Source organism: Saccharothrix sp. 6-C, from assembly GCF_016695385.1.
Taxonomy (GTDB): Bacteria; Actinomycetota; Actinomycetes; order Mycobacteriales; family Pseudonocardiaceae; genus Actinosynnema; species Actinosynnema texasense.
The window spans coordinates 6,807,575-6,830,416 of record NZ_CP064192.1; the positions used below are offsets into that span (position 1 = coordinate 6,807,575).

Below are 22,842 nucleotides of genomic sequence, written 5' to 3' on the forward strand. Positions count from 1 at the left end.
CACGTCCACTCCGGACCGCCTTGCCGTCACCAAACCTGAATAGATTCCACGTAGTGCGAGGTCGAGCCGCTGCCCCTAGTGCACCAGCGGCACGATCGGGCTCTGCTCCGCCGACAGCGGGATCTGGTAGCGCTGCGCCAGGTACGACGCGATGTCGTGGAACAGCGGCGCGGCCGACTGGGGGCTCTGGGTGGGGTTGTCGAGCATGATGCCGACCACGAACCTGGGGTCGTCGGCGGGCAGGATGCCCGCGAACGTGATCCAGTACTGCGAACTGCTGTAGCAGCCGCACTTCGGGTCGATCTGCTGCGCCGTGCCCGTCTTGCCGCTGATCTGGTACCCCGGCAGCGCCGCCGGCGTGCCCGTGCCGCTCTGCAGCGCCGAGTCCGGCCCGGACGCCTTCTGCACCACCGCGCGGAACATGTCACGGACCGTGCGGGCCGTCTGCGGCGACACGACCTGCTCGGTCTCCGGCGGGCTCATCTCCTTGCGGCTGCCGTCGGCCGACACCTCGGCCCGCACGATGCGCGGCGCGATGCGCACACCGTCGTTGGCGATCGCCTGGTACATCCCGGTCATCTGCAGCAACGTCATGTTCAGGCCCTGGCCGATCGGCAGGTTGCCGAACGTCGAACCGGACCACTGCTTCAACGGCGGCACGTACCCGGGCTCCTCGCCGGGCAGCCCCGACTGGGTCCGCTTGCCGAGCCCGAACTTGCGCAGCATGTCCGAGTACCGGTCCTGGCCGATCTTCTGCGCCGTCATCAGCGTGCCCACGTTGGACGACTTCGCGAACACGCCGGTGAACGTCATGTCCAGCAGGCCGTGGTCCCACCAGTCCCCGATCACCCGGTCGGCGACCTCGATGCTGCCGTCGACCCGCAGCACGCTGTCGGGCTGGTAGACGCCGTCCTCGACGGCCGTCGCCGCGGTCACCACCTTGTTCACCGACCCCGGCTCGAACACCGAGGTGACGGCGATGTTGCGCAGCTGGTCGTCGGTGGCCTTGCCGAAGTCGTTCGGGTCGAACGTCTTGTCGTTGGCCATCGCCAGGATCTCGCCGGTCCGGGAGTCCATCACCACCGCGGAACCGCTGCGCGCCGCCGTCCGGACCGTGTAGTCGGTGACCATGCGCTGCAACGCGTACTGCGTGTCCAGGTCCAGCGTCAGCTCGAGGCTCTTGCCGGGCGTGGCGGCGGCCAGCTCCTGCGACCGGTTCGGCCCCGGGATGACCACGTCGTCGTTGCCCTGCATGGTGTCCACGACCCGCAGCCCGTTGCGCCCGGCGAGCAGGTTGTCCTGCGCGTTCTCCAACCCGAGCAGGCCGTGCGTGGCGGGCGGCTCCGTGTCCTTGCGCCAGTTCGCCGCGCCGATGATGTTCGAGGCCAGCTCGCCGTTCGGGTACACGCGCACGGCCCGCGCCTCGGAGCCGATGTCGTAGTACTTGTCCGTGATGACGGCGGCCTTGCCGGGGTCGACGTTGTCCACCAGCTCCACGTACGTGGTGTCCTGGGAGAGCTTCGCGAGCATGGTGTCGCGGTCGGTCTTCTGCCCGGCGACCTCCTTGCCCAGCGTCTGCTCGACGAACTCGGCGATGTCGGCGAGGCGGTCCTCGAAGGTGCCGATGTCCGGGTCGCTCTCCAGCGCCTTCGCCCACTCCAGGCGCATCCGCTGCGGCACGACGTAGAGCGCGCGCGCCTCCACGCTGAACGCCAGCTGGTTGCCGTTGCGGTCCAGGATCGAGCCGCGCGGCGCCAGGATCTCGATCTGCGTGGCGCGCTGCTGCTCGGCCTGCGCGGACAACGCCTCCGCCTGGAAGCCCTGGACCTGCACGAGCTTCAGCCCGGCCAGGAGCAGCGCGCCCACCAGCAGCAACCGGCCGACCGTGAGCCGGACCCGGCTGTTGCCTCCGCGCCGCGCACGGGGAGCGGGTCCCCGGACGGACAACGGGCGTCGCACGGGTCTGCCCCGGCTGGGCCCCGGCATCACTGACCTCCTGGTACCGGCTGTTCCACTGGTTCGTCCGTGCTCCGCGTCCGGGCTGGTCCGCCCGGTCAGCCCGGCGGCGGCTGCTGACCGCCCGCCTGCTGCCCGGTCTGGTCGCCGGTCGGCGGTTGCTGCCCGGTCGGCGGTTGCTGCCCGGTCGGCGGTTGCTGCCCGGTCGGCGGTTGCTGCCCGGTCGGGGGCTGCCCGGTCGACGTCTGCGCGGGCGGGGTGGTGGACGACGTGGGCGGTGGCGGCGGCCGCACCGCGGACGGCTTGCCGTAGATCTCGACCGAACCGTCCGGCAGCTGCCGCAACCGCGCCGGGTCGCCCGCCGGGACCAGGCCCAGCTTCGTCGCGGCGTCGGCCAGGCCGGGCGGCGACTCGGCCAGCGCGACCTCCTGCCGCAGCTGCTCGACCTGCCGGGCGAGCCGGGTCTCCTCGGCCCGCGCGTCCTGCAACCGGTACGAGTCCGCCGTCGCCTGGGTCGCCAGCCACATGATCGCCGCGATGCCGACGCCGAGCACGATCATCACCATCACCACGAACGGCGCCTTGGGCGCCGCCGCCGGCTGACGGGTCACCGCCGGACGGCGCTTCGACGACGTGCGCTGCGCACGTCGCGCGTAGGCCCGCTCCGCCGCGGCCGACCGGCGGCGCTCCGCCGGCACGGCCTTCAACGAGCGCTCACGGGGCTTGGACGACCTGGCCGGTGACGACGCGCCGCCCCCGGTCCGTGCCGGTGCGCTCATGTCGCCTCCCGGACGCGTTCCGCCGCTCGCAGCCGCACGGAGGCGGCCCTCGGGTTCTCCTCGATCTCCTGCTCGTTCGCCTGCTCCGCGCCCCTGGTCACCAGCCGCAGCTGGGGACCGTGGCCGGGCAGCTCCACCGGCAGGTCCTGCGGTGACGTCGACGTGGCCAACGCGGTGAACGCCCGCTTGACCATCCGGTCCTCCAAGGACTGGTAGGACTCCACGACGATGCGCCCGCCGACGGCCAGCACCGACAGCGCGGCGGGCAGCGCCAGGCGCAGCGACTCCAGCTCCTCGTTCACCTCGATGCGCAACGCCTGGAACGTCCGCTTGGCCGGGTGGCCGCCCGTCCGGCGGGTCGCCGCGGGCACCACCGCGTACAGCAGCTCGACCAGCCGGCCGCTGGTGGTGAACGGCTCGCGCTCGCGCTCCCGCGCCACGGCCCCGGCGATCTTGCGGGCGAACCGCTCCTCGCCGTAGTCGCGCAGGATCCGGGTCAGGTCGTCCACCGAGTACGTGTTCAGCACGTCGGCCGCCGTCGTCCCGGTGCCGGCGCTCATCCGCATGTCCAGCGGCGCGTCCTTGGAGTAGGCGAACCCGCGTTCCTCGGCGTCCAGTTGCAGCGAGGACACCCCGAGGTCCATCAGGATCCCGTCGACCTTCGCGCCGCCGACCGCCGAGGCGATCCCGTCGTACGTGGTCTGCACGAACTCCACGCGGTCGCCGAACGGCGCCAACCGCCGCCGGGACAGCTCGATGGCCTGCGGGTCGCGGTCCAGCCCGATCAGCCGCACCCGCGGGTGCGCTCGCAGCACCGCTTCGGAGTGCCCGCCGAGACCGAGCGTGCAGTCGACGAACACGGCGTCCCGATCGGCCAACGCGGGGGCCAGCAGGTCGAGGACGCGATCGAGCAGCACCGGCACGTGACGCGCCTGCTCCACCATGTCCCCTCCCTCGATGGTCCCCCCTCACAAGACAAGAAAATTCGGGTGTCGTCAGGTCCCCGCCCGCCCGTCGGACCTGGCGCCGGGGAAGGTGCGCCAGGGCCGAAAGCCGAGCGGACCGAGGCCTCACGGCACCCGAAACCTCGAAACAACGGCCTTTCCAGCCGATCTAGAAGACGCCGGGCAGCACCTCCTCGCGCGCCGTGGCGTAGCTGTCCTCGTGTTCTTCGAGGTAGCGCTGCCACGCCTGCGCGTCCCAGATCTCCAAGCGGTTGATCGCGCCGATGACCACGCACTCCTTGGTCAGCCCCGCGTACCGCCGCAGCTCCGGTGCGATCGACACCCGGCCCTGGCCGTCCGGCCGCTGCTCGTCCGTCCCCGCGAACAGGTAGCGCTGGTAGGCGCGGACCGCCTCGTTGGTGAAAGGAGCGTCCGCCACCTTGCGCGCCATCTGCTCGAACTCGGCCCGAGGGAACACGTAGAGGCAGTGGTCCTGGCCCTTGGTGACCATGAGACCCCCCGCTAGCGCGTCCCGGAACTTCGCAGGCAGCGTCAGTCGGCCCTTGTCGTCCAGCCTCGGGTAGTGCGTGCCCAGGAACACGGCGCCCACCTCCCGACGCCGGAAGCTTCACTTCCGACCGGCAGTGGAGCCCCCGTCTGCCCCACCGGCCGCCACAGTACCCCACTTTTCACCACAGTCAACGCTGAAACGGGTGGTCGCACAGCCCTTGCCGGAGCGTTTGCGCAGGTAGAAGGAAGATGGCCACTGTGGAGCGTGGTGGGGGACGCCGAGCGCGACCACCCCCGCAGGTGAGCCGATCCGGCCCGAACTCCACCCGGATGGCCCAGCGAAATCGGGCAAAACCGGTTCTCCGGCGACCCTGGTGGGGAATCGTGGTGGAGCGGGGGTGAACCGGCCGGTTCGGCGGCCCGTGGAATCCCCAGGCACGAAACTGTTCAATCGGTGTAGGGCGCTTCGCCCTGGTTTGACACACTGCGTGAAACGCTCACCGCCACCGCGAACCGGTCGCGGTAGGGCCGCGCCCTGCTCCAGGAGGTCGAGTGACTCCGAGTACACAGCCAGCCGCGCTGCCAGAACACTCCTACGGGGGCAGCGGCTCGCCGGCGGGCAACCAGGCGGGACCCGCCGCCGGAGCCGACAACCGGACCCCGCACGCCAACCACGTGCCGGTCCGGGAGGAAGCGCTCGCGGAGCTGCACGCCACGGTGGCCCGGATCGCCGCCAACGTGGAGAAGGTGATCGTCGGCAAGCCGGACGTCGTCCGCGTCGCGCTGGTCACCCTGCTGGCCGAGGGCCACCTGCTCGTCGAGGACGTGCCGGGCGTCGGCAAGACCTCGCTGGCCAAGGCGCTGGCCCGGTCCATCGACTGCACCGTGAGCCGCATCCAGTTCACGCCCGACCTGCTGCCGAGCGACATCACCGGCGTGTCGATCTACAACCGGCAGGACAACGACTTCGAGTTCCGCCCCGGCCCGGTGTTCGCGAACATCGTGGTGGGCGACGAGATCAACCGGGCCTCGCCGAAGACCCAGTCCGCGCTGCTGGAGTGCATGGAAGAGCACCAGGTCACGGTGGACGGGCAGACCTACCCGCTCGGCGCGCCGTTCATGGTGATCGCCACGCAGAACCCGATCGAGATGGAGGGCACCTACGCCCTGCCCGAGGCGCAGCGCGACCGGTTCACCGCGCGCGTCTCCATCGGCTATCCGGACCCGGCGGCCGAGCTGGCGATGGTCGACGAGCACGCGGGCCACGACCCGATGGCCGACCTGCGCGCGGTGTCCGACGCCGAGCAGGTGCTCCGGCTGGTCACCGTGGTGCGGCGGGTGCACCTCTCGCCGGAGATCCGCCGGTACGCGGTGGACCTGGTCGGGGCCACCCGGCGGCTGCCCGAGCTGCGGCTGGGCGCGTCGCCGCGCTCGACGTTGCAGCTGGTGCGGGCGGCCCGGGCGCAGGCCGCGCTGGCCGGTCGCGACTTCGTGGTGCCCGACGACATCCACGCGGTGGCCGTGCCGGTGCTGGCGCACCGCCTGGTGCTGACCGCGGAGGCGCAGGCGGCCCGCCGGTCGTCGGCCGACCTGGTGCGCAACCTGCTGCAACGGGTGCCGGTGCCGCAGGCGGCGCTGGACCCGGCCGGGCAGTTCCTGCACAACGTCAACCCGAACAACCACCGCTGACATGCGCGGAGCCCTGTCCGGGCTGACCACCCGGGGCCGGTGCCTGCTGGCCGCGGGGTTCGCGGCCGGGTTGTGCGCGATCGTGCTCAACGAGCGCGACCTGCTGCGCGTGGCCGCGTTCGTGGTGGCCCTGCCGCTGCTGGCGGCCTGGCTGGCGCAGCGGGCCAGGGTCGGCCTGCACGCGACCCGGCTGCTGCACCCCAGCCGCGTCCAGGTGGGCTCGGCGACGGACGTGCGGGTGGAGCTGCGCAGCGCCGGACGACTGCCGACCGGCGGGCTGCTGCTGGAGGACGCGGTGCCGTACGCGCTGGGCGCGCGCCCGCGGTTCGTGGTGGAGCGCCTGCCCCGCAACACGGTGACCGTGCTGCGCTACCCGCTCAAGCCGGTGATGCGCGGCGTGCAGCAGGTGGGTCCGCTGATGGCGCGGATCACCGACCCGTTCGGCCTGGCCGAGTTCGACCGGGAGATGGCGGGCCGCAGCAGGCTGGTCGTGGTGCCCCGGGTGGTGGGGCTGGCCGGGCTGCCGAGCGGTTCGGGCATGGGCTCCGGTGACGACGGCTCGATCCGGCTGCGAGCCGGCCAGGGCGAGGACGACGCGGTCGTGCGCCCCTACCGGCACGGCGACGACCTGCGGAAGGTGCACTGGCGCTCGACCGCGCGGCGCGACGAGCTGATGGTGCGGGTCGAGGAACGGCCGTGGCGCGGCGGCACGACGGTGCTGCTGGACCACCGGCTGGCCGCGCACCGGGGCAGCGGTCCCGGCGCGAGCCTGGAGTGGGCGGTCTCCCTGGCCGCGTCCATCTGCCTGCACCTGCACCGGTACGGCCACCAGGTGCGCCTGGTCGGCGACGACGGCCGGGTGCTGGCGGGCGGTCCGGGCAACAGCGGGTACAGCGACGCGGTGGTGCTGGACGCGTTGGCCGCGCTGGCGCCGTCGCACCGCCGTGAGCCCGCCACCGGGGTGGACCCCGGCGCGGGCCAGGAAGTGATCGCGATCCTCGGCGGCAGCACGCCCGCCGTGGTGGACGCGTTGGTCCGCAACCGGCCGCGCGGGATGCGCAGCCTCGCGGTGGTGATGGACGTCCGCGCGTGGGCGTCCGCGTCCGAGGACCCGGCGCCCGACCCGGCCGACGCCCAGCGGCTGCTGAGCGGCGCGGGGTGGGGCGTGGTCGTGGCGCGGCCGTCGACGCCGATGGGCCAGGTCTGGCAGGAGCTGTGCCACAGCGCGGGCAACCGCGGCCCCGTGGTGCGCACGGAGGTGGGCTAGGTGACCGGCAGGACCAGTGCGGTGGGCAACGACAACTGGGTGGTCAACGCGACACCGGCGGTGGCCGGCCTGGCCACGCTGTGCGCGGCGACGGCGTTGTCGAGCGTGCTCGACGGCGTGCTGTGGCTGGTGTACCTGGCCGTGGCGATCGCGGTGGTCGGCGGCACGGGCGTGCTGCTGCGCGCGACGCGGGTGCCCGCGCCGGTGGTCGCCCTCGGGCAGCTGCTCGCGCTGACGTGCCTGCTGGTGACGATCTTCACCCGCAGCGGTGTGCTCGTCGTGCTGCCCGGTCCGCAGTCGTTGCAGGACCTGCTGTCGGTGCTGGCCGACTCGATGGCCGAGGTGCAGACCGGTGTGCCGCCGGTGCCGGACAGCCCGGCCATGCGGTGCCTGGTGATGGTGGCGATCGGCGTGGTCGCGATCCTGGTGGACACCCTGGCGGTCGGCCTGGGGGCGCCCGCCGCATCGGGGCTGGTGCTGCTGTGCGTGTTCGCGGTGCCCGCGTCGCTGGCCGACGAGATGCTGCCGCTGTGGACGTTCGTGTTCGGCGCGGGGGCGTTCGCGCTGCTGCTGGCCGTGGACGGGCAGCACCGGCACGAGGCTTGGCGCGGCCGGTTGCCCCACCGCGGGCAGAGCGGGTCGGGACCGGCGGCGACGGCGGTGGCCGGGATGGCCGTGGTCGTCGCGCTGCTGGCGGGCCTGAGCCTGACCGTGGTCGGCACGGTCGGCCGGCTCCCCGGCACCGGCGAGGAGATCGGCGGCGGCAACGGCGGGCTCGGCATCGACCCGATGACGCAGCTGCGCGGCATGCTCAACCAGGGCGCGCCGCGCGAGCTGTTCCGGGTGCGCAACATGCCGGGCACCTCGGCGTACCTGCGGGCGATGACGTTGCGCCAGTACGTGCCGGACAAGGGCTGGGAGCTGGGCGGGAGCATGCCCGAGGGCGTGCCCGCGAACGGCCCGCTGCCCTGGCAGCCCGGCGACCCCGGCGGCGGCGAGGTCTCCGACATCCGGATCGAGCCGGTGAACTGGGTGGACAACTGGCTGCCGGTGTACGGCCGGCCGCGCGAGGCGCGGGCGGTCGACGACAACTGGAGGTTCGACCCGGAGCGCGGGATGATCTACAGCGTCCGGCCGCGCAAGTCCGGTGAGTACACGCTGGAGACGGTGTTCGACACGCCGTCGGCGGACACCCTGCGCAAGGTCGGCCGGCAGGCCGACATCGACCCCGCCTACCTGGAGGCGCCGGGCGTCGAGGGCCGGGTCGCGGAGCTGGCGCGGCGGATCGTGTCCGGGAACGACAACCAGTTCGACCAGGCGACGGCGTTGTACCGGTACTTCACCGACGGCACGCAGGGCTTCGAGTACACGACCCAGACCTCGACCGCGAACACGTCGGTCGACGCGCTGGAAGACTTCGTGTTCAACGGCAAGAAGGGGTACTGCGAGCAGTACGCGTCGGCGATGGCGATCATGGCGCGGTCGGTCGGCATGGCGTCGCGGGTGGCGCTCGGCTTCACCGCCGGCTACGCCACCGGCGACGTGCAGACCATCACGTCGCAGGACGCGCACGCGTGGGTCGAGATCTACTTCGCCGGCTACGGCTGGATGACCTTCGACCCGACGCCGCTGTCGGACGGCCGCGGCGTGACCCCGCCCTACATCTCCGGGTTGGACGCCGACGACGAGGAAGACGACCCCAGCGCGAGCGCCACGACGACCACGACCACCACGGTGGCTCCGGGCACGTCGGCGTCCGCGTCGGCCGTGCCGGACGCGTTGGGGCAGGACGGGACGTCCTCGGCGGACGAGTCCACGCCCACGTGGCACCTGGTGACGCTCGGGGTGGTCGCGCTGCTCGCGCTGCTGGCGACGTTGGCCGTGCGGTTCGGCGGTGCGCGACTGGCCCGGCCGGTGTGGCTGCGGACGGCCGCGGTGGTGGCGGCCGTGGCTGGTTGGGCGGTCGTGGCGGCGTTGGTGTTGGCGCTGCTGTCGTGGTGGTTGGCGGTGCTGCTGCTGCTGGCGTTGGCGGTGGCCACACCGGCGGCCGTGCGGACCTGGCGGCGGCAGCAGCGGTTGCGCGCGGTGGCCGGGCTGGGTCCGGAGGCGGCGAGCGCGGCGTGGCAGGAGCTGGTCGCCGAGTCCGTGGACCGGGGGACGCGGGTGCCGCGCACGGAGACCGTGCGGGTCGCGGCGCGGCGGCTGGTGCGGGTGCACAACCTCGATGAGCAGGGGCGGGACGGGCTGCGTGCGGTCGTGGGCGCGGTGGAGCGGTCCTGGTACAGCGCGCAGTCGGCCGCGGACCCGTCGTTGCCCGGGGCGGTGGACAACGTGCGCCAGAGCCTGAACCGCAACGCGCCGTTGGCGCTGAAGGCCAAGGTCCTGCCGCGTTCGGTGCTCCAGCCGAAGCCCCCGGTGGAGCAGGACCCGGACGAGTGACCGCGGGGCGGCGAGCGGCGTGAGTCGGCTGAGGGCCGGGGGACTTCGACACTCCCCCGGCCCTCTTCCTGCTGCCTGACCGAAGGGCTGCTGCCTGGCTTGGACTGCCCCGCACGCAGACGGCCCGCCCCGGAGGTTCCCGGGGCGGGCCGTCTGCGTTGTTCAGTCGTTCAATCGGGCTGTCGCGCGGACTACTCGTCCTCGAAACGGCGACGGAAACGTTCTTCCATCTTCTGTGAGAACGAGCTGCGGCTGGGCCGGCTTCCCTCTTCGCTGGGCTCTTCGGCACCCTGGTCACCACGACGCAACGTCGTCACGGTGAGCAGTACGCCGAAGAACATCAGCAGGAAGCCGACCACGCTCACCACCGGGATACCAGCGAGCTTCGGCAACATCACACCCGTCACCAGCAGTGCCACACCCACGGCGAACAACGCGATGCCTTGGATGCGACGCCGTCGGGACGGCTTGCGCAGCTTGGCACCGCGCACAGTGGATGCGAACTTCGGGTCCTCGGCGTAGAGCGCGCGCTCGATCTGGTCGAGCAGTCGCTGCTCGTGCTCGGAGAGTGGCATGGCTCCTCCTCCGGCACAGCGGTCGCGGGCGCCGGGTAATCACGGTTGCCGCCGGTCCCGGCGGACGCCCCGCCCTGGGGGCGTCACAACCAGGATACGATTCGCGAGGCTTGGCGACTACCCAGTCCGTGCCCCTAAGCGGTTCGTTCTGTCACCATCATCCTCACGGGTCAACGGTCAGACCACCGTGAGGTCGCACAAGTGGCCCCGAGGTCAACTGTCAAGCCCCCGGAAAGCTCCGATGTTCACTCCCCTGCGAGGGTGATCCAGAGCCCATGACTACGCAACCGTGACCCCTGAACGACCCACGGTGCCCGCTCACCTCTTCTCCGGTCCCACTTTCGGACCTCCCGCGCACGGCCCGTAGTCGACCGGACACGCCGCCGACCGAGCCGGCGGAGACCAAGATCACAGCCGGTCGCGCCCCCTCCCCGCCCCGGCGAGCTGCGCCGAGGGCCGAGTACGGAACTACGAACCGGACCCGAACCGACCCGCATCGCATTGTTAGCTCAGCGTGTTTGTCACTTCGCTTTGCGTAGCGACTGCCTCTTGAGTGGATAGATCAGCAAGCGGGCGTGCGGGACGCGATCCGCTTGATTTGCCCTCCTTTCTTCCCGGGCCGGTGGAGCCGGACAGGACCGGCCCGACGACCCGTGATCGACCGCCGCCCCGGACCGACTCCGGTCGGTTCGGGACGGCCGCGGTTGATCGGGGCGGTTGAGCTGGGCAGGCAGCGGTGTTGGCTGCCAGGTCGAGCCGGGTTGCGACGGACCGGCCGGCGCGGTGGGTCCGGATCGGACGGGTAGTTGTCGGCGGGAGGGCGCGATCAGGTCGCGGTCGGCGGCAGGTTGAGGTGGCAGCGGTTCGGTGAGGTCGGCGGAGCAGGTTGAGGTCGACGGTCGGAGGGCCGCGACCATCGGAGGGCGGCGACCATCGGAGGGCGGCGGTCAGAGGACGGCGGTCAGAGGACGGTCGTTGGGGAGGCGGGTTGGTGGCTCGGTGGGATGAGGTGAGGGCTCGGCGAGCTGGAACGGAGTTAGTGGCCGGGATGTGACAGAGCCGCCAGGCACAGCCGCCAGGCACAGCCGCCAGGCAGGGTCCGGGGTGGACGAGGTCCGGGGTCGGTGGGGTTCGGCCCGGTCAGTGGTGGGGTGGGGGCCTCCTTGGGGGTGGGAGGTGGCGGGTGGTGATGTGAGGGGTTGGGCGGGTGGTGGCTTGGGTGGCCGCTCGCAGTAGGTCTTGGGCCACGGCTGTGGGTGATTGACGCAGGCGGGTCGGGGTGGTGTGCAGGACGATGACGCCGGCGGCTTTGAGGAGGTCCGGCCGGGGGTGCGCGGTGGTGAACTGCCAGGCCAGGGCGAGGTCGGGCCACCAGGCGTCGGCGATGCCCAGGGGCCGGCCCTCGGCGCTCGCCAGGGGGACGCCCCACGCCGGTGGCGGCAGGGGCAGGTCGTCCAGGACGGCCCTCGCCCAGGCTTGGGGCACCGACCGCACACCGTCGGCCAGTTCGGAGAGGACTTGTCTGGCCTGTTCCGACGACCTGGCCAGCCCTGCCCTCAGCTCGGCCACCGGGACCCCGCCGTGGCGCACCACCTCGGTCAGCACGGCGCGGAGGTCGTCAGGCTGGTGCAGTGACTTGGCGGTGTCGACGGCGGCCCTCGCCAGCGGTGCGGTCAGGAAACCTCGGCGCAGGACGGGGGCCGGTAAACGGCTGACCCTGGTGACGCGGACCTTCGCGGCCGGTTCGAGGGCGCGGTCGACGAGGATCTGGACCGGGCCGGTGGCGGGCAGCGCGCGGAGGCCGTGCAGTTGCAGGGCGTCCACCCCGGTGATCAGGCTGCGCGGGCCGCCGTACCGGAGGGCCGCGCGGACCAGTTGCGCGCGCGTGGGCGGGGTCCGGGCCAGGAGCAGGATTCCCGGTAGGACGTGCTGCCACGGGCCCCTCGGGCGGCAGCGGGCGGCCAGTTCCCCGCTCGGCAGACCCAGGCCCAGGAGCTCCGACGCGGTGGCGACGCGGTGGGGGAAGAGACCGCCCAGGGCGTCGAGGTCGATGGTGGTTCGCATGTGTCCACCATCGGCGGTCCGGGTGGGAGGGTCGAGAAGAAGATCGCGAACTGTGGACAACTCGACGGGCTGTGGACAACTCGGCGAGGACGGACGTGAATGAGGCCTTCCGCAGACCCGACCGTCTGCGGAAGGCCTCGGCGAACGGCGGCCACCCCTCGTTGGCCACCGCGTGGTCTACAGGCGGACGAGGTCCTCGTGGATCTCCACGTCCAGCTCGCGGCGGACGGAGCGGACCTCGCGCCAGGCGTCGTACACGGCGACCAGGCCGCCGGCGAGCACGAAGGAAACGGCGAGCGCGACCACACCGTCGAGATCGGACTTGACGACCACCACCACGGCGGCCCACGCCATGACGGCGGTGAAGGCAAGGGTGCTCGCGAGGCGTTCGGTGAACCGCCGGCGAGACCTGGCGGGCTCCTCGATGTGGTTCATGGCTCCCCCTCTGAACTCGGCTGATGACTCATTTCTACGAGTCCCTGGCCTGGAGTTCTGCGTCAGATGACGCACAAGGGGACATCAGTTGGTGAAGTCGTAGAGCCTGCTCACCCGGTGGATGTCGATCTTTCGCCGCCCGGTGCTGATGATGCCCTCCTCGCGCAGCCCGCGCAGCACCCGCACGAGCGATTCCCGTGACGTGCCCGCGATGCCGGCGAGGTCCTCCTGGCTCAACGCGATCGCGCCCTGGTCGGCGATCCCCCGCTCCAACGCCATGTCGATGAGCACGGCGGCGACGCGCTGCGTGGCCGTGCCGCTGATCTGCACGCGCTGGCGGTCGGTGTCCCGTTGCCGCGACACGACGACGATCAGCACGGACCACGCGATGCGCGGGTGCCGCTGGCACAGGCCGGCGAACGAACCGGCCGACAGCACCAGCGCCCGCACCTCGCCCAGGGCCCGCACGGTCGCCGAACGCGGCCGGCCGTCGACCGCCGAGCGCTCACCGACGATGTCGCCCGCGCCGCGCACGGCCAGCACCTTCTCGCTGCCGTTCGCCGTGGTCGCGGTCACCCGCAGCAGACCTCGGCGCACGACCAGCACGTGCCGCGTCACCTCGCCCTCGTGGCAGATCACCGAGCCGGGCGGGTAGTCGCGCTCGACACCCGTCGCCATGAGCACCTCGTGCTCGGAGGGCGAGAGCAGACCCCAGAACCGATCCACGCCACCACTGTGCCCGGTGACCGGCGCGCGGGACGCCGATCAGGCCCGCGACCACCCGAACGGCGCGATCACGGGGGTCGGGAAGCCGAACGCGCGCTCAGTCCCCGCGGTCCGGTTTGGGCTCGTCGTGCCCCGACCTGGTCGGCCCCTGGCTCAGCAGCGAGGCCGGGCGGATCGCCGCCGTGCCGAACCTCGACCGCGCCTGGTCGGCCGCCTGCTCCGCCTCGCGCCAACCGCGCTCCGGCGCGTCGAACATCAGCTGCTCGCCGTCGTCGCCCTCGACCAGCTGCTCGATCCGCACCCCGATCAGCCGCACCGCGCCCGGCGGCACCTGCTCGTCCAGCAGGGTCGACGCCGTCTTGTAGACCTCCTGGGTCACGTCCGTGGCCACCCGCAACGTCTTGGAGCGGGTGATCGTGGTGAAGTCGGCGAACCGCACCTTGATCGACACCGTGCGCCCGCGCAGCCCCCGCGCCCGCAACGTCGCCGCCGAGCGCTCCGAGAGCCGCAACAGCTCACGGCGCAGCAGCCCCCGGTCGAAGTGGTCGACCTCGAAGGTCTCCTCCGCGCCGATCGACTTCTCCCGCGTGGACGGCACCACCGGCCGGTCGTCGTGCCCCTGCGCCAACGCGTGCAGGTGCTCGGCCAGCGCCACGCCGATCAGCCTGCGCAGGCGCGGCAACGGCGTCGCGGCCACGTCCGCCACCGTCTCCAGCCCCACCCGGTCCAGGCTCTCGGCCGTCCGCTTGCCCACGCCCCACAGCGCCGACACCGGCAGCGGGTGCAGGAAGGACAGCACCTCGTCGCGCGGCACGACCATGAAACCGTCCGGTTTGCACATCCCGGACGCGAGCTTGGCCAGGAACTTCGTCGGCGCCACGCCCACCGAGCAGGTGATCCCGTGCGCCTCCTGCACCTGCTCGCGGATCAGCTTCGCGATCTGCGCCGGGCCCAGGCGCAGCCGCTTCAGCGCCCCGCTCACGTCGAGGAACGCCTCGTCCAGGCTCAACGGCTCGACCAGCGGCGTGATGTCGCGGAAGATCGCCATCACCCCGCGCGAGATTTCCTGGTACCGGGCGAAGTTCGGCGGCACGAACACCGCGTGCGGCGCGAGGCGGCGCGCATGCGAGGTGGGCATCGCGGAGCGCACCCCGAACTCGCGGGCGATGTAGTTGGCCGACGCGACCACGCCGCGGTTCGCGGTGCCGCCCACGACCACCGGTTTGCGCGCCAGCTCCGGCCGGTCGCGGATCTCGACCGACGCGTAGAAGGCGTCCATGTCCACGTGCAGCATCGAGCAGCCGGTGTCGTCCGGCCAGACGTCGCCGCGGGCGAGGAAGCGATCGACCAGACCGCGCGGCAGGTTCGCGCTGCGGCCCACGACCACCTCCACCCAGACCGAACACCCGTTCGAGACTCTACTCCAGGCGGTAGACCCGCTGCGCGTTCTCCCACCCGATCAGGCGAGCGATCCGCTCCGCGTCCGCCAGGGCGAAAGCATGCTCCCTCAGCCCGGCCGACAGGAAGTCCGACAGCGCGCGGCGGAACGACAACGCGCCCAGGTAGTACAGCTCGGCCAGCGCGTACGCGTCGGTGGAGAACAGGAACTTGCCGAACGGCACGATCTCCAGCGCCTCCGCCAGCACCCGGCTCGCCCGGTGCGCCACCGAGTGCGTGGCCAGCCCCAGGTCCACGAACACGTGCGGGAACACCTGCGCCAGGTAACCGGCGGTGCGGTGGAACGGGTAGTTGTGCAGCAGCATGACCGGCACGCCGAGCGGCGCGGTGGCCCGCAGCAGGTCGGTGAGCAGCGACGGGTCGCACTCGTGCAGCGACAGGTCCGCGTCCCCGTAGCCGACGTGGAACTGCACGGGCAGGCCGCGGTCCAGCGCCTCCCACACCAGGAACCGGCTGATCACCTCGTCCGCGCACCGGGTCGAGCCGGACCTCAGCCAGCGGTCGGCCGCCGCCACCACCTCGGCGTCCGCCGGCCGGGCCGGGTCCAGGGCCAGCCCCACCCGGTAGGCCGCGACCGACTTCGCCGCGACCGCCGGCGACGAGTCCAGCACCGCCCGCACCCGCGCCGGGAACACCGAGGCCCCCTCGGCCACGACGTCCTCCGCCACCCGCTCCAGCCGCAGCACGCGATGTTCACGCGAACCGGTGAACGCGGAGGGGCTCACGAAGTCCTCCGGCCACACCCCGTCGTCCACCAGGAACGCCGAGATCTCCGCCGCCGACACCAGCGCCCGGTTCACCTCCGCCGCGCCCAGCGACCGCCGCCGCGCCACGTACTCGTCGGCGGGCGCGAGGACCGGCAGGTCCAGCAAAGGCGCACACCAGCGCCGCACCGCCAGCCCCAACGAGGAGTCGAACAGCGACGTGCCCAGCGGCGACGCGGACCCGGCCTCGGTCAGGTTCGACTCGAAGCCGTCCCGGTCGAGGTCGGCGTCGAGCACCCCGTGGCAGTGGTGGTCCACGAGGCGCAACGACGCCACGCACGGCAGCAGATGGTCCACTTGTTGAACAGTAGTGAGCTGGTGTAACCACGCACGATGGACACAGCGGAGCGGGAGCACCGACGTGCGCTGGCGGCCGAGATGGTGGACGACCTGCTGGAGCAGGACGTCGTGGCGGTCGCGTTGACCTGGGTCGACCACAGCGGCATCACGCGGGTGAAGTCGGTGCCGCTCGCGGGGTTGCCCAGAGCCGCCGCGGACGGTGTGGGCGCGTCACCGGTGTTCGACGCGTTCCTGCTGGACGACACGATCGTCACCGGGCGGCACGCGGGCGGGCCCGTGGGCGACCTGCGGCTGTACCCGGACCTGGACCGGCTCACCGTGCTCGCGGGCCAGCCGGGCTGGGCGTGGGCGCCGGCCGACCGCTTCGACCAGCGGGGCGAGCCGCACCCGCAGGACGAGCGCGGCCTGGCGCGGGCGGTGGCCGACCGGCTCACCGTGCACGGCTACGAGGTCCAGGCGGGTTTCGAGGTGGAGTGGGTCGTCGGGCAGGGCGACACCGACGAGTTCCGGCCCGCCACCACCGGGCCCGCCTACGGCCACGCCCGCCAGGTCGAGCTGTCCGACTACGCCGCGGACCTGCTGTCGGCGCTGGCCGAGCAGGACGTCGAGGTGCTCCAGTTCCACCCCGAGTACGCGCCGGGCCAGTTCGAGCTGTCCACCACGCCCGAGGACCCGGTGCACGCGGCGGACACGTCGGTGCTGGTGCGGGAGACGGTCCGGGCCATCACGCTGCGGCACGGCCTGCGGGCGTCGTTCTCGCCGAAGGTCACCGCCGACGGCGTCGGCAACGGCGGCCACCTGCACCTGAGCCTGTGGCGCGACGGCCGCAACCTGTTCGCGGACGGCGAGAGCTGGTTCGGCCTGACCGAGGACGCCGACGCGTTCGCCGCGGGCGTGCTGCGCCGGCTGCCCGCGCTGTGCGCGATCGGCGCGCCGTCGGTGGCCAGCTACCTGCGGCTCGTGCCGCAGCACTGGGCGGGCGCGTTCGCGGTGTGGGGGCTGGAGAACCGGGAGGCGGCGCTGCGCCTAGTCGCGGGCCGCGACCTGGAGGTCAAGTGCTACGACCTGTCGGCGAACCCGTACCTCGTGGTGGCGGCCACGATGGCGGCGGGCCTGGCCGGGATCGTGGAGCAGGCGCGGCTGCCGGAGCCGGTCGGGGTCGACCCGGTCGGGCTCCCGGGCGTCGAGCGCCTGCCGACGTCCCTGGCGGAGGCCGTGGCGGCGTTCGAGGCGGACGAGGCGCTGACCGAGGCGTTCGGCGCGGAGTTCGCCGCGACGATCGCCGACGTGCGGCGCGGCGAGATCGCCCGGTTCGCCGACTGCTCACCGGAGGAGGTCGCCGCGCTGACCCGCTGGCGGCACTGAGCGCCGTCAAGCGCCGCGCTGTGCCTCGTCCATCGCCTTGCGCAGCCGCGTGAGGGCCCGGTGCTGGGCCACCCGCACGGCGCCGGGCGTCGAGCCGACCGCCTCGGCGGTCTCCTCGGCGGACATGCCGAGGACCACGCGCAGGACGAGGATCTCCCGCTGCCGGTCGGGCAGGACGCCGAGCAGCCGTCCCATCCGCTCGGACAGCTCGCCCTGCAACGCCCGCTGCTCGGGGCCCGGCTCGGCGCCCGCGCTGTCGGGCAGCTCCGGCACGGACTCGGCGCGGTTGCGCGCCGACGCGCGGTGCGCGTCGGCCACCTTGTGCGCGGCGATCCCGTACACGAACGCCATGAACGGCCGGCCCTGCTCGCGGTAGTTCGGCAGCGCCTTCAGCACGGCGAGGCAGACCTCTTGGGCCACGTCCTCCGCCGACGCCGACGACCGCTGCCCCTGGCCGATCCTGGCCCGGCAGTACTTCACGATCACGGGTCTGATCGCGGCCAGCAGCGCGTCGACCGCCCGCCGGTCGCCGCGGACCGCCCTCTCGACGTACGCCTCGGGTCCCCCCTCCACACGTGCCGGTGGAGAGGACGGGACGTCCTCGCACTGCACGGACATCACCGACCTCCCCGGACTACCACGAAGTTCCGGCATAACCGACAGACCAACCACCATCGTTGCCATCGCGAGCTCCTCGGCGTCCGCGCGCTGGACGCCTCTCGGGGGCACATGCGAACGCGACGTCGACGACATACGGAGATGACGCGACTCACAAGAAGTTACCCCGAATGGCTGCGTTTGTTCCTCGAACGGAGTAAGCGTGCCCGATCACCGGTTGCGCTGCGTGACCAAGGATCGTCCAATCTCCCGTCGGAGCCGGACCAGCGCCCGGTGCTGCGCGACCCGGACCGCGCCCGGCGTGGCGTCGACGACCTCGGCGGTCTGCTCGGCCGTGAGCCCGACCACCACCCGCAGCACCAGGATCTCCCGCTGCTTGTCCGGCAGCAGGCGCAGCAGCCGGCCGATCCTCCGCGACAGGTCCGCCCGCAACGCCGACTGCTCCGGGCCGACGTGCTCGTCGTCCGGGCCGTCGGGCACCTCGGGCACCGGCTCGGCGCGGTTGCGCAACGCCGCGCGGTGCGCGTCCGCGACCTTGTGCGCCGCGATGCCGTACACGAACGCCAGGAACGGCCGCCCGTGGTCCTTGTAGGTCGGCAGGGCGGTCAACAGCGCCAGGCACACTTCCTGGGCCACGTCGTCGGCCGACGCGGACGACCGCTCCTGCCTGCCCACGCGGGCGCGGCAGTAGCGCACGACCAGCGGGCGGACGGTGGCCAGCAGGGAGGCGACCGCCCGGCGGTCGCCGGCGGCGGCGGCGCGCACCTCGTCTTCCAGGTCTTCGGGCACGGGTCCGGCCATCAGCCGGCCCAGGCTAAGTGCGGGTCTCCCACGGCGGGTCCTCTGCGGGTAGGCGGCGGAGACTCCGTTCTACCGCACTCAGGCCGGCTTTCGGCCCAGGACGTGCAACCGGGCGGCCACATCGCGCAGCGGCGGGCGGGTCGACGCGGCCAGCTCCAGCTCGGCCAGCGCCTCCGCCGCGCCCGGGTTGGCCTCCAGCACGGCGCCCGGGACCAGGTCGGACACCACGCCGTGGCCCTGGACCAGCTCCACCTTCAGCCCGGCCGCCACCACCGACGCCTCCAACCCGGCCACGTCGAACCGGCGCCGCAGCGGGTCGCGGGTCCCGGTGAGCTGACCGGCCTCGTCGTCCAGCAGCCGCCGGGCGTCCACCAGCCGGCCCGCGATGGCCCGGTGCAGCACGGCCGCGTACCGGTTCGCCACCAGCAACGACACCGCGCCGCCCGGGATCACCGCGGCGGCCAGCGCGGCCAGGGCGGCGCCGGCGTCGTCCACGACCTCCAGCAGCCCGTGCGCCAGGACCAAATCCGCCGAAGCGACCCGGTCCAACGCGTCGGTGTCGCCCTGAACAGCGGTGACCCGGTCCAGGACGCCTTCGTCGGCCGCACGGCGGTGCAACGTCGCCAGCGCGTCGGGGCTCGGGTCGATCACCGTCACGGTGCACCCGGCCACGGCCAGCGGCACGGCCCACACACCGCTGCCGCCGCCGACGTCGAGCACCCGCGGCGGTTCGCCGCCCCTGCGGTCCCGCGCGGCGGTCAGCTCGGCGTCGAGCACCCTGTGTACGGCGTCCGGTCGCATGGACGTAGAGCGTAAGGGCCGTAGGCTGCACTACGTGCATACGGTGGCGGTGCTCAGCCTCAAGGGTGGCGTTGGGAAGACGACGGTCGCGCTCGGTCTGGCGTCGGCGGCGCTGCGGCGTGGCGTCCGCACGCTGGTCATCGACCTCGATCCGCAGTGCAACGCCACCTCCACGCTGGAACCGGGCGACACCGAGGCCAGCATCTACGACGTCCTCCAGGACCCGAGCCGCGACACGGTGGACAAGGCGATCGCGCCCAGCGCGTGGGGCGACGGCGTGGACGTGCTGGCCGGTTCGGAGGACGCGGAGTCGCTGAACCACCCGGACCCGGGCGAGACCCGGCTCGGCAGGCTGCGCGAGGCGCTGCGGCTGCTGCAGGACGACGAGGACCCCTACCAGCTGGTGCTGCTGGACTGCCCGCCGTCGCTGGGTCAGCTGACCCGGTCGGCGCTGGTCGCGGCGGACCGCGCGCTGCTGGTGACGGAGCCCACGATGTTCGCGGTCGCGGGCGTGCAGCGGGCGTTCGAGGCGGTGCAGGCCGAGCGCGAGCACAACGAGGACCTCCAGCCGCTCGGCGTGGTGGTGAACCGGGTGCGGCCGAGGTCGCACGAGCACCAGTTCCGCATCGAGGAGCTGCGAGACATCTTCGGGCCGCTGGTGATGCCGGTGGCGCTGCCGGACCGGCTCGCCGTGCAGCAGGCGCAGGGCGCGTGCATGCCGATCCACGAGTGGGGCACGCCCGGCGCGCGCGAGGTGGCGTTGGCGTTCAACCTGCTGCTGGCCCGGATACTGCGGATCAGCCGGAGCAGACGCAGGGCCGTGCACCACGACTTCAACGACGAGGAGATCGAGGAAGCGGTGGACGCGTGAGCACGGGCGCCCTCCTGGCGTTCACCGTCGCCGCCGTCCTGCTCACGATCACACCCGGCCTGGACACCATGATGCTGCTGCGCATGGTGCTCGGCGGCGGGCGCAGAGCCGGTGTGGTCGGCGGGTTCGGCACCACCCTCGGCTGCCTGGTCTGGGGCGCGGCGAGCATCGCCGGGCTGACCGCGCTGCTCGTGGCGTCTCAACTGGCCTACGACGTGGTGCGCTACGCGGGCGCGGCGTACCTGCTGTGGCTCGGCGGTTCGGCGCTGTGGAAGTCGACGCGCGGCGCCGTCGAACGACCGGCCGACGTGCTGGTGATCACACCGGCGCAGGCGTTGCGGATCGGGTTCACCACGAACCTGCTCAACCCCAAGATCGGCGTGTTCTACCTGAGCCTGCTCCCCCAGTTCCTGCCGTCCGACCAGGCGTCGGCCGGCTGGGGCGCGCTGCTGGTGGGCGTGCACGTGACCATCGGCCAGGTGTGGCAGCTCGTCGTGGTGTGGCTCGCCGGGCGGGCGGTGGTCGTGCTGGCGAAGCCCGCGGTGCGGCGGTGGACCGAGCGGCTGACCGCGTCCGTGCTGGTCGGGTTCGGCCTGAAGATGGCGTTCGACAGCGGTGCCCGAGGGTGACACGGTCTTCCTGGCCGGGCAGCGCCTGAACGAGGCGCTGGCCGGCCGGCCGCTCCTGCGCGGTGAGATCCGCCACCCGAGGTGGGCCACCGCCGACCTGGCCGGGCGGGACGTGCTGGCGGTGCGCTCCGTCGGCAAGCACCTGTTCACCCGGTTCTCCGGCGACCTGAGCCTGCACAGCCACTTCCGGATGGACGGCGCGTGGCACCTCTACCGGCCGGGCCAGCGCTGGCAGCGGCCGGGCCACCAGGTGCGGGCGCTGCTGGAGGTGCCCGACCGGGTCGCGGTGGGCTTCGCGCTGCACGACCTGGAGCTGCTGCCGACCGACCAGGAGTCGCGGCTGGTCGGCCACCTCGGACCGGACCTGCTGGGTGACTGGGACGACGAGCAGGCGGCCGAGGCGGTCGCCAGGCTGGTGGCCGACCCGGACCGCGAACTGGGGCTGGCGCTGCTCGACCAGCGCGTCATGGCGGGCGTGGGGAACCTCTACAAGGCGGAGGTGTGCTTCCTGCTCGGCGTGTCGCCGTGGAGCCCGGTGTCGGCGGCGGACCCGGCGGAGGCGGTGCGGCTGGCGCGCAAGCTGCTGCTGGCCAACGCGTGGCGCCCGGAGCAGAGCACGACCGGCCTCATGGGACGGGGACGGCAGCACTGGGTGTTCGAGCGCGGCGGCAAGCCGTGCCTGCGGTGCGGGACCAAGGTGCGCGTCGGCGGGCAGGGCGCGGGCGTGCGCGAGCGTCCCGCGTACTGGTGCCCGCGCTGCCAGCCAGGGCCGATCGCTTAGGGTTACCGCCGTGGTCTACAAGAGCGTGGTGCGCAAGGCGTTGTTCCGGATGCACGGCGGGGACGCGGAGCGGGTCCACGAGACCACCCTCGGCGTGATGGCGAAGCTGAGCCCCGCGGCGAAGCTCGTGAAGCGCAGTCCCTCCTCCGCGCGCACCGTCTTCGGCGTGCGGTTCCCCAACCCGGTCGGCCTGGCCGCCGGGCTGGACAAGAACGGCCGGGCGCTGCCCGCGTGGGGCGCGCTCGGGTTCGGGTTCGTCGAAGTCGGCACGGTCACCCGGCACGCGCAGCCCGGCAACCCGAAGCCGCGCCTGTTCCGGCTGCGCGACAGCGAAGCGATCATCAACCGGATGGGCTTCAACAACGACGGCGCGCTGGAGCTGGCCAACCGGCTCGACCGCCTCGGCCCCCTGTCCGTGCCGCTGGGCATCAGCCTGGGCAAGTCCAAGGTCACCCCGGTCGAGGACGCGGTCGAGGACTACCGGACGTCCCTGCGCGCGCTCTACCGGCACGGCGACTACTTCGCCATCAACATCAGCTCGCCCAACACACCGGGCCTGCGCAGCCTCCAGGACCGCGGCGCCCTGACCGAGCTGCTGTCCGCGCTCGACGCCACCGCCCGGGACCTGGCCGGGTCGAAGCCGCGCAAACCGATCCTGGTCAAGATCGCGCCCGACCTGACCGACGAGGCGATCGCCGAACTGCTGGAGGTGTGCGCCGCGCACGACGTCAGCGGGCTGATCGCGACCAACACCACGCTGTCGCGCGACGGCCTGGCGCCCGCCGACCGGCACCTCGCGCACGAAGCAGGCGGGTTGAGCGGCAAACCGCTGACCGAACGCGCCCGCGAGGTGGTGCGGTTCGTCAGCCGGGAGACCGGCGGCAAGCTGCCGATCATCGGCGTCGGCGGCATCGCGAGCCCGGACGACGCGCAGCGGATGCTGGACGCGGGCGCGAGCCTGATCCAGCTCTACACGGCGTTCATCTACGAAGGCCCCGGGCTGGTGCACCGCATCAACCGCGGGCTCCGTTGAAACGCCGCTGCTCCGCGGGCGGCGGCCCGGTAGGCGG

Annotated in this window: 21 protein-coding genes; 8 read left to right on the plus strand and 13 right to left on the minus strand. The window is 72.7% G+C overall.

Going from position 1 to position 22,842, the window contains the following annotated elements:
- Positions 1-75: 75 nt before the first annotated feature.
- From IOD16_RS28765 to mraZ, 4 genes are all read right to left on the minus strand, one after another.
- Positions 76-1,986: a peptidoglycan D,D-transpeptidase FtsI family protein gene (locus IOD16_RS28765; RefSeq protein ID WP_201436855.1), complete on the minus strand. Its 1,911-nt coding sequence runs from the start codon at positions 1,984-1,986 to the stop codon at positions 76-78.
- Between the two features lie 68 nt (positions 1,987-2,054).
- On the minus strand, positions 2,055-2,735 hold the full coding sequence (locus tag IOD16_RS28770) for a hypothetical protein (RefSeq protein WP_201436856.1): 681 nt from the start codon (positions 2,733-2,735) through the stop codon (positions 2,055-2,057).
- Positions 2,732-3,679 carry a 16S rRNA (cytosine(1402)-N(4))-methyltransferase RsmH gene (rsmH, locus tag IOD16_RS28775; RefSeq protein ID WP_123746097.1) on the minus strand — a complete coding sequence of 316 codons (948 nt, stop codon included), beginning with the start codon at positions 3,677-3,679 and terminating at the stop codon, positions 2,732-2,734. Before rsmH ends, IOD16_RS28770 begins: the two co-directional genes overlap by 4 nt.
- 169 nt (positions 3,680-3,848) lie before the next feature.
- Positions 3,849-4,280, minus strand: a complete 432-nt coding sequence (gene mraZ / locus IOD16_RS28780) for a division/cell wall cluster transcriptional repressor MraZ (protein ID WP_053715381.1) — start codon at positions 4,278-4,280, stop codon at positions 3,849-3,851.
- A 488-nt stretch (positions 4,281-4,768) separates the two neighbouring features.
- On the opposite strand from mraZ, the gene IOD16_RS28785 reads away from it, so the two are divergent.
- The 3 genes from IOD16_RS28785 to IOD16_RS28795 are packed head-to-tail and all read left to right on the plus strand — an operon-like array spanning position 4,769 to position 9,584.
- Positions 4,769-5,878: an AAA family ATPase gene (locus IOD16_RS28785; RefSeq protein WP_123748408.1), complete on the plus strand. Its 1,110-nt coding sequence runs from the start codon at positions 4,769-4,771 to the stop codon at positions 5,876-5,878.
- A 1-nt stretch (position 5,879) separates the two neighbouring features.
- Positions 5,880-7,145 (plus strand): DUF58 domain-containing protein, encoded by a 1,266-nt coding sequence (locus IOD16_RS28790; protein ID WP_123746096.1) that lies wholly within the window; start codon positions 5,880-5,882, stop codon positions 7,143-7,145.
- Positions 7,146-9,584 carry a transglutaminase family protein gene (locus IOD16_RS28795; RefSeq protein WP_201436858.1) on the plus strand — a complete coding sequence of 813 codons (2,439 nt, stop codon included), beginning with the start codon at positions 7,146-7,148 and terminating at the stop codon, positions 9,582-9,584. It abuts the gene before it with no gap.
- 191 nt (positions 9,585-9,775) lie between these two features.
- Here the strand turns inward: IOD16_RS28795 and IOD16_RS28800 are convergent, their stop codons facing one another.
- From IOD16_RS28800 to IOD16_RS28825, 6 genes are all read right to left on the minus strand, one after another.
- Positions 9,776-10,159, minus strand: coding sequence for a DUF3040 domain-containing protein (locus IOD16_RS28800; RefSeq protein WP_033437744.1), 384 nt, complete (start codon positions 10,157-10,159; stop codon positions 9,776-9,778).
- A gap of 1,140 nt (positions 10,160-11,299) precedes the next feature.
- Positions 11,300-12,223: a hypothetical protein gene (locus IOD16_RS28805; protein ID WP_201436859.1), complete on the minus strand. Its 924-nt coding sequence runs from the start codon at positions 12,221-12,223 to the stop codon at positions 11,300-11,302.
- Between the two features lie 177 nt (positions 12,224-12,400).
- The gene (locus tag IOD16_RS28810) at positions 12,401-12,658 is read right to left on the minus strand and encodes a hypothetical protein (protein WP_201436860.1); all 258 of its coding nucleotides are present in this window, start codon (positions 12,656-12,658) and stop codon (positions 12,401-12,403) included.
- 84 nt (positions 12,659-12,742) lie between these two features.
- Positions 12,743-13,384, minus strand: coding sequence for a Crp/Fnr family transcriptional regulator (locus IOD16_RS28815; RefSeq protein ID WP_123746092.1), 642 nt, complete (start codon positions 13,382-13,384; stop codon positions 12,743-12,745).
- Between the two features lie 97 nt (positions 13,385-13,481).
- Positions 13,482-14,765, minus strand: a complete 1,284-nt coding sequence (locus IOD16_RS28820) for a DNA polymerase IV (protein ID WP_201436861.1) — start codon at positions 14,763-14,765, stop codon at positions 13,482-13,484.
- Between the two features lie 37 nt (positions 14,766-14,802).
- Positions 14,803-15,903, minus strand: a complete 1,101-nt coding sequence (locus tag IOD16_RS28825) for an amidohydrolase family protein (protein ID WP_201436862.1) — start codon at positions 15,901-15,903, stop codon at positions 14,803-14,805.
- 36 nt (positions 15,904-15,939) lie between these two features.
- Between IOD16_RS28825 and IOD16_RS28830 the strand changes: the two genes are divergently transcribed.
- Positions 15,940-17,271, plus strand: a complete 1,332-nt coding sequence (locus IOD16_RS28830) for a glutamine synthetase family protein (RefSeq protein WP_201436863.1) — start codon at positions 15,940-15,942, stop codon at positions 17,269-17,271.
- A 6-nt stretch (positions 17,272-17,277) separates the two neighbouring features.
- Here IOD16_RS28830 and IOD16_RS28835 read toward each other — a convergent pair whose 3' ends face one another.
- From IOD16_RS28835 to IOD16_RS28845, 3 genes are all read right to left on the minus strand, one after another.
- Positions 17,278-17,889 (minus strand): sigma-70 family RNA polymerase sigma factor, encoded by a 612-nt coding sequence (locus IOD16_RS28835; protein ID WP_201436864.1) that lies wholly within the window; start codon positions 17,887-17,889, stop codon positions 17,278-17,280.
- Between the two features lie 210 nt (positions 17,890-18,099).
- Complete coding sequence (gene shbA, locus IOD16_RS28840; RefSeq protein ID WP_201436865.1) at positions 18,100-18,690, minus strand: RNA polymerase sigma factor ShbA; 591 nt, start codon at positions 18,688-18,690, stop codon at positions 18,100-18,102.
- Positions 18,691-18,768: 78 nt separating this feature from the next.
- Positions 18,769-19,491, minus strand: a complete 723-nt coding sequence (locus tag IOD16_RS28845; protein WP_201436866.1) for a class I SAM-dependent methyltransferase — start codon at positions 19,489-19,491, stop codon at positions 18,769-18,771.
- A gap of 34 nt (positions 19,492-19,525) precedes the next feature.
- Here IOD16_RS28845 and IOD16_RS28850 point away from each other — a divergent pair, with 34 nt between their 5' ends.
- From IOD16_RS28850 to IOD16_RS28865, 4 genes are read left to right on the plus strand one after another with little or no spacing between them, the layout of a single operon-like run.
- Positions 19,526-20,362 (plus strand): ParA family protein, encoded by an 837-nt coding sequence (locus IOD16_RS28850; RefSeq protein ID WP_170185251.1) that lies wholly within the window; start codon positions 19,526-19,528, stop codon positions 20,360-20,362.
- Positions 20,359-20,991 (plus strand): LysE family translocator, encoded by a 633-nt coding sequence (locus tag IOD16_RS28855; RefSeq protein ID WP_201436867.1) that lies wholly within the window; start codon positions 20,359-20,361, stop codon positions 20,989-20,991. Before IOD16_RS28850 ends, IOD16_RS28855 begins: the two co-directional genes overlap by 4 nt.
- Entirely contained in the window at positions 20,978-21,772 is a 795-nt protein-coding gene (locus IOD16_RS28860; RefSeq protein ID WP_201436868.1) for an Fpg/Nei family DNA glycosylase, read from the plus strand. Before IOD16_RS28855 ends, IOD16_RS28860 begins: the two co-directional genes overlap by 14 nt.
- A gap of 10 nt (positions 21,773-21,782) precedes the next feature.
- Positions 21,783-22,805, plus strand: a complete 1,023-nt coding sequence (locus IOD16_RS28865; RefSeq protein WP_201436869.1) for a quinone-dependent dihydroorotate dehydrogenase — start codon at positions 21,783-21,785, stop codon at positions 22,803-22,805.
- The last annotated feature ends 37 nt before the right edge of the window (positions 22,806-22,842 follow it).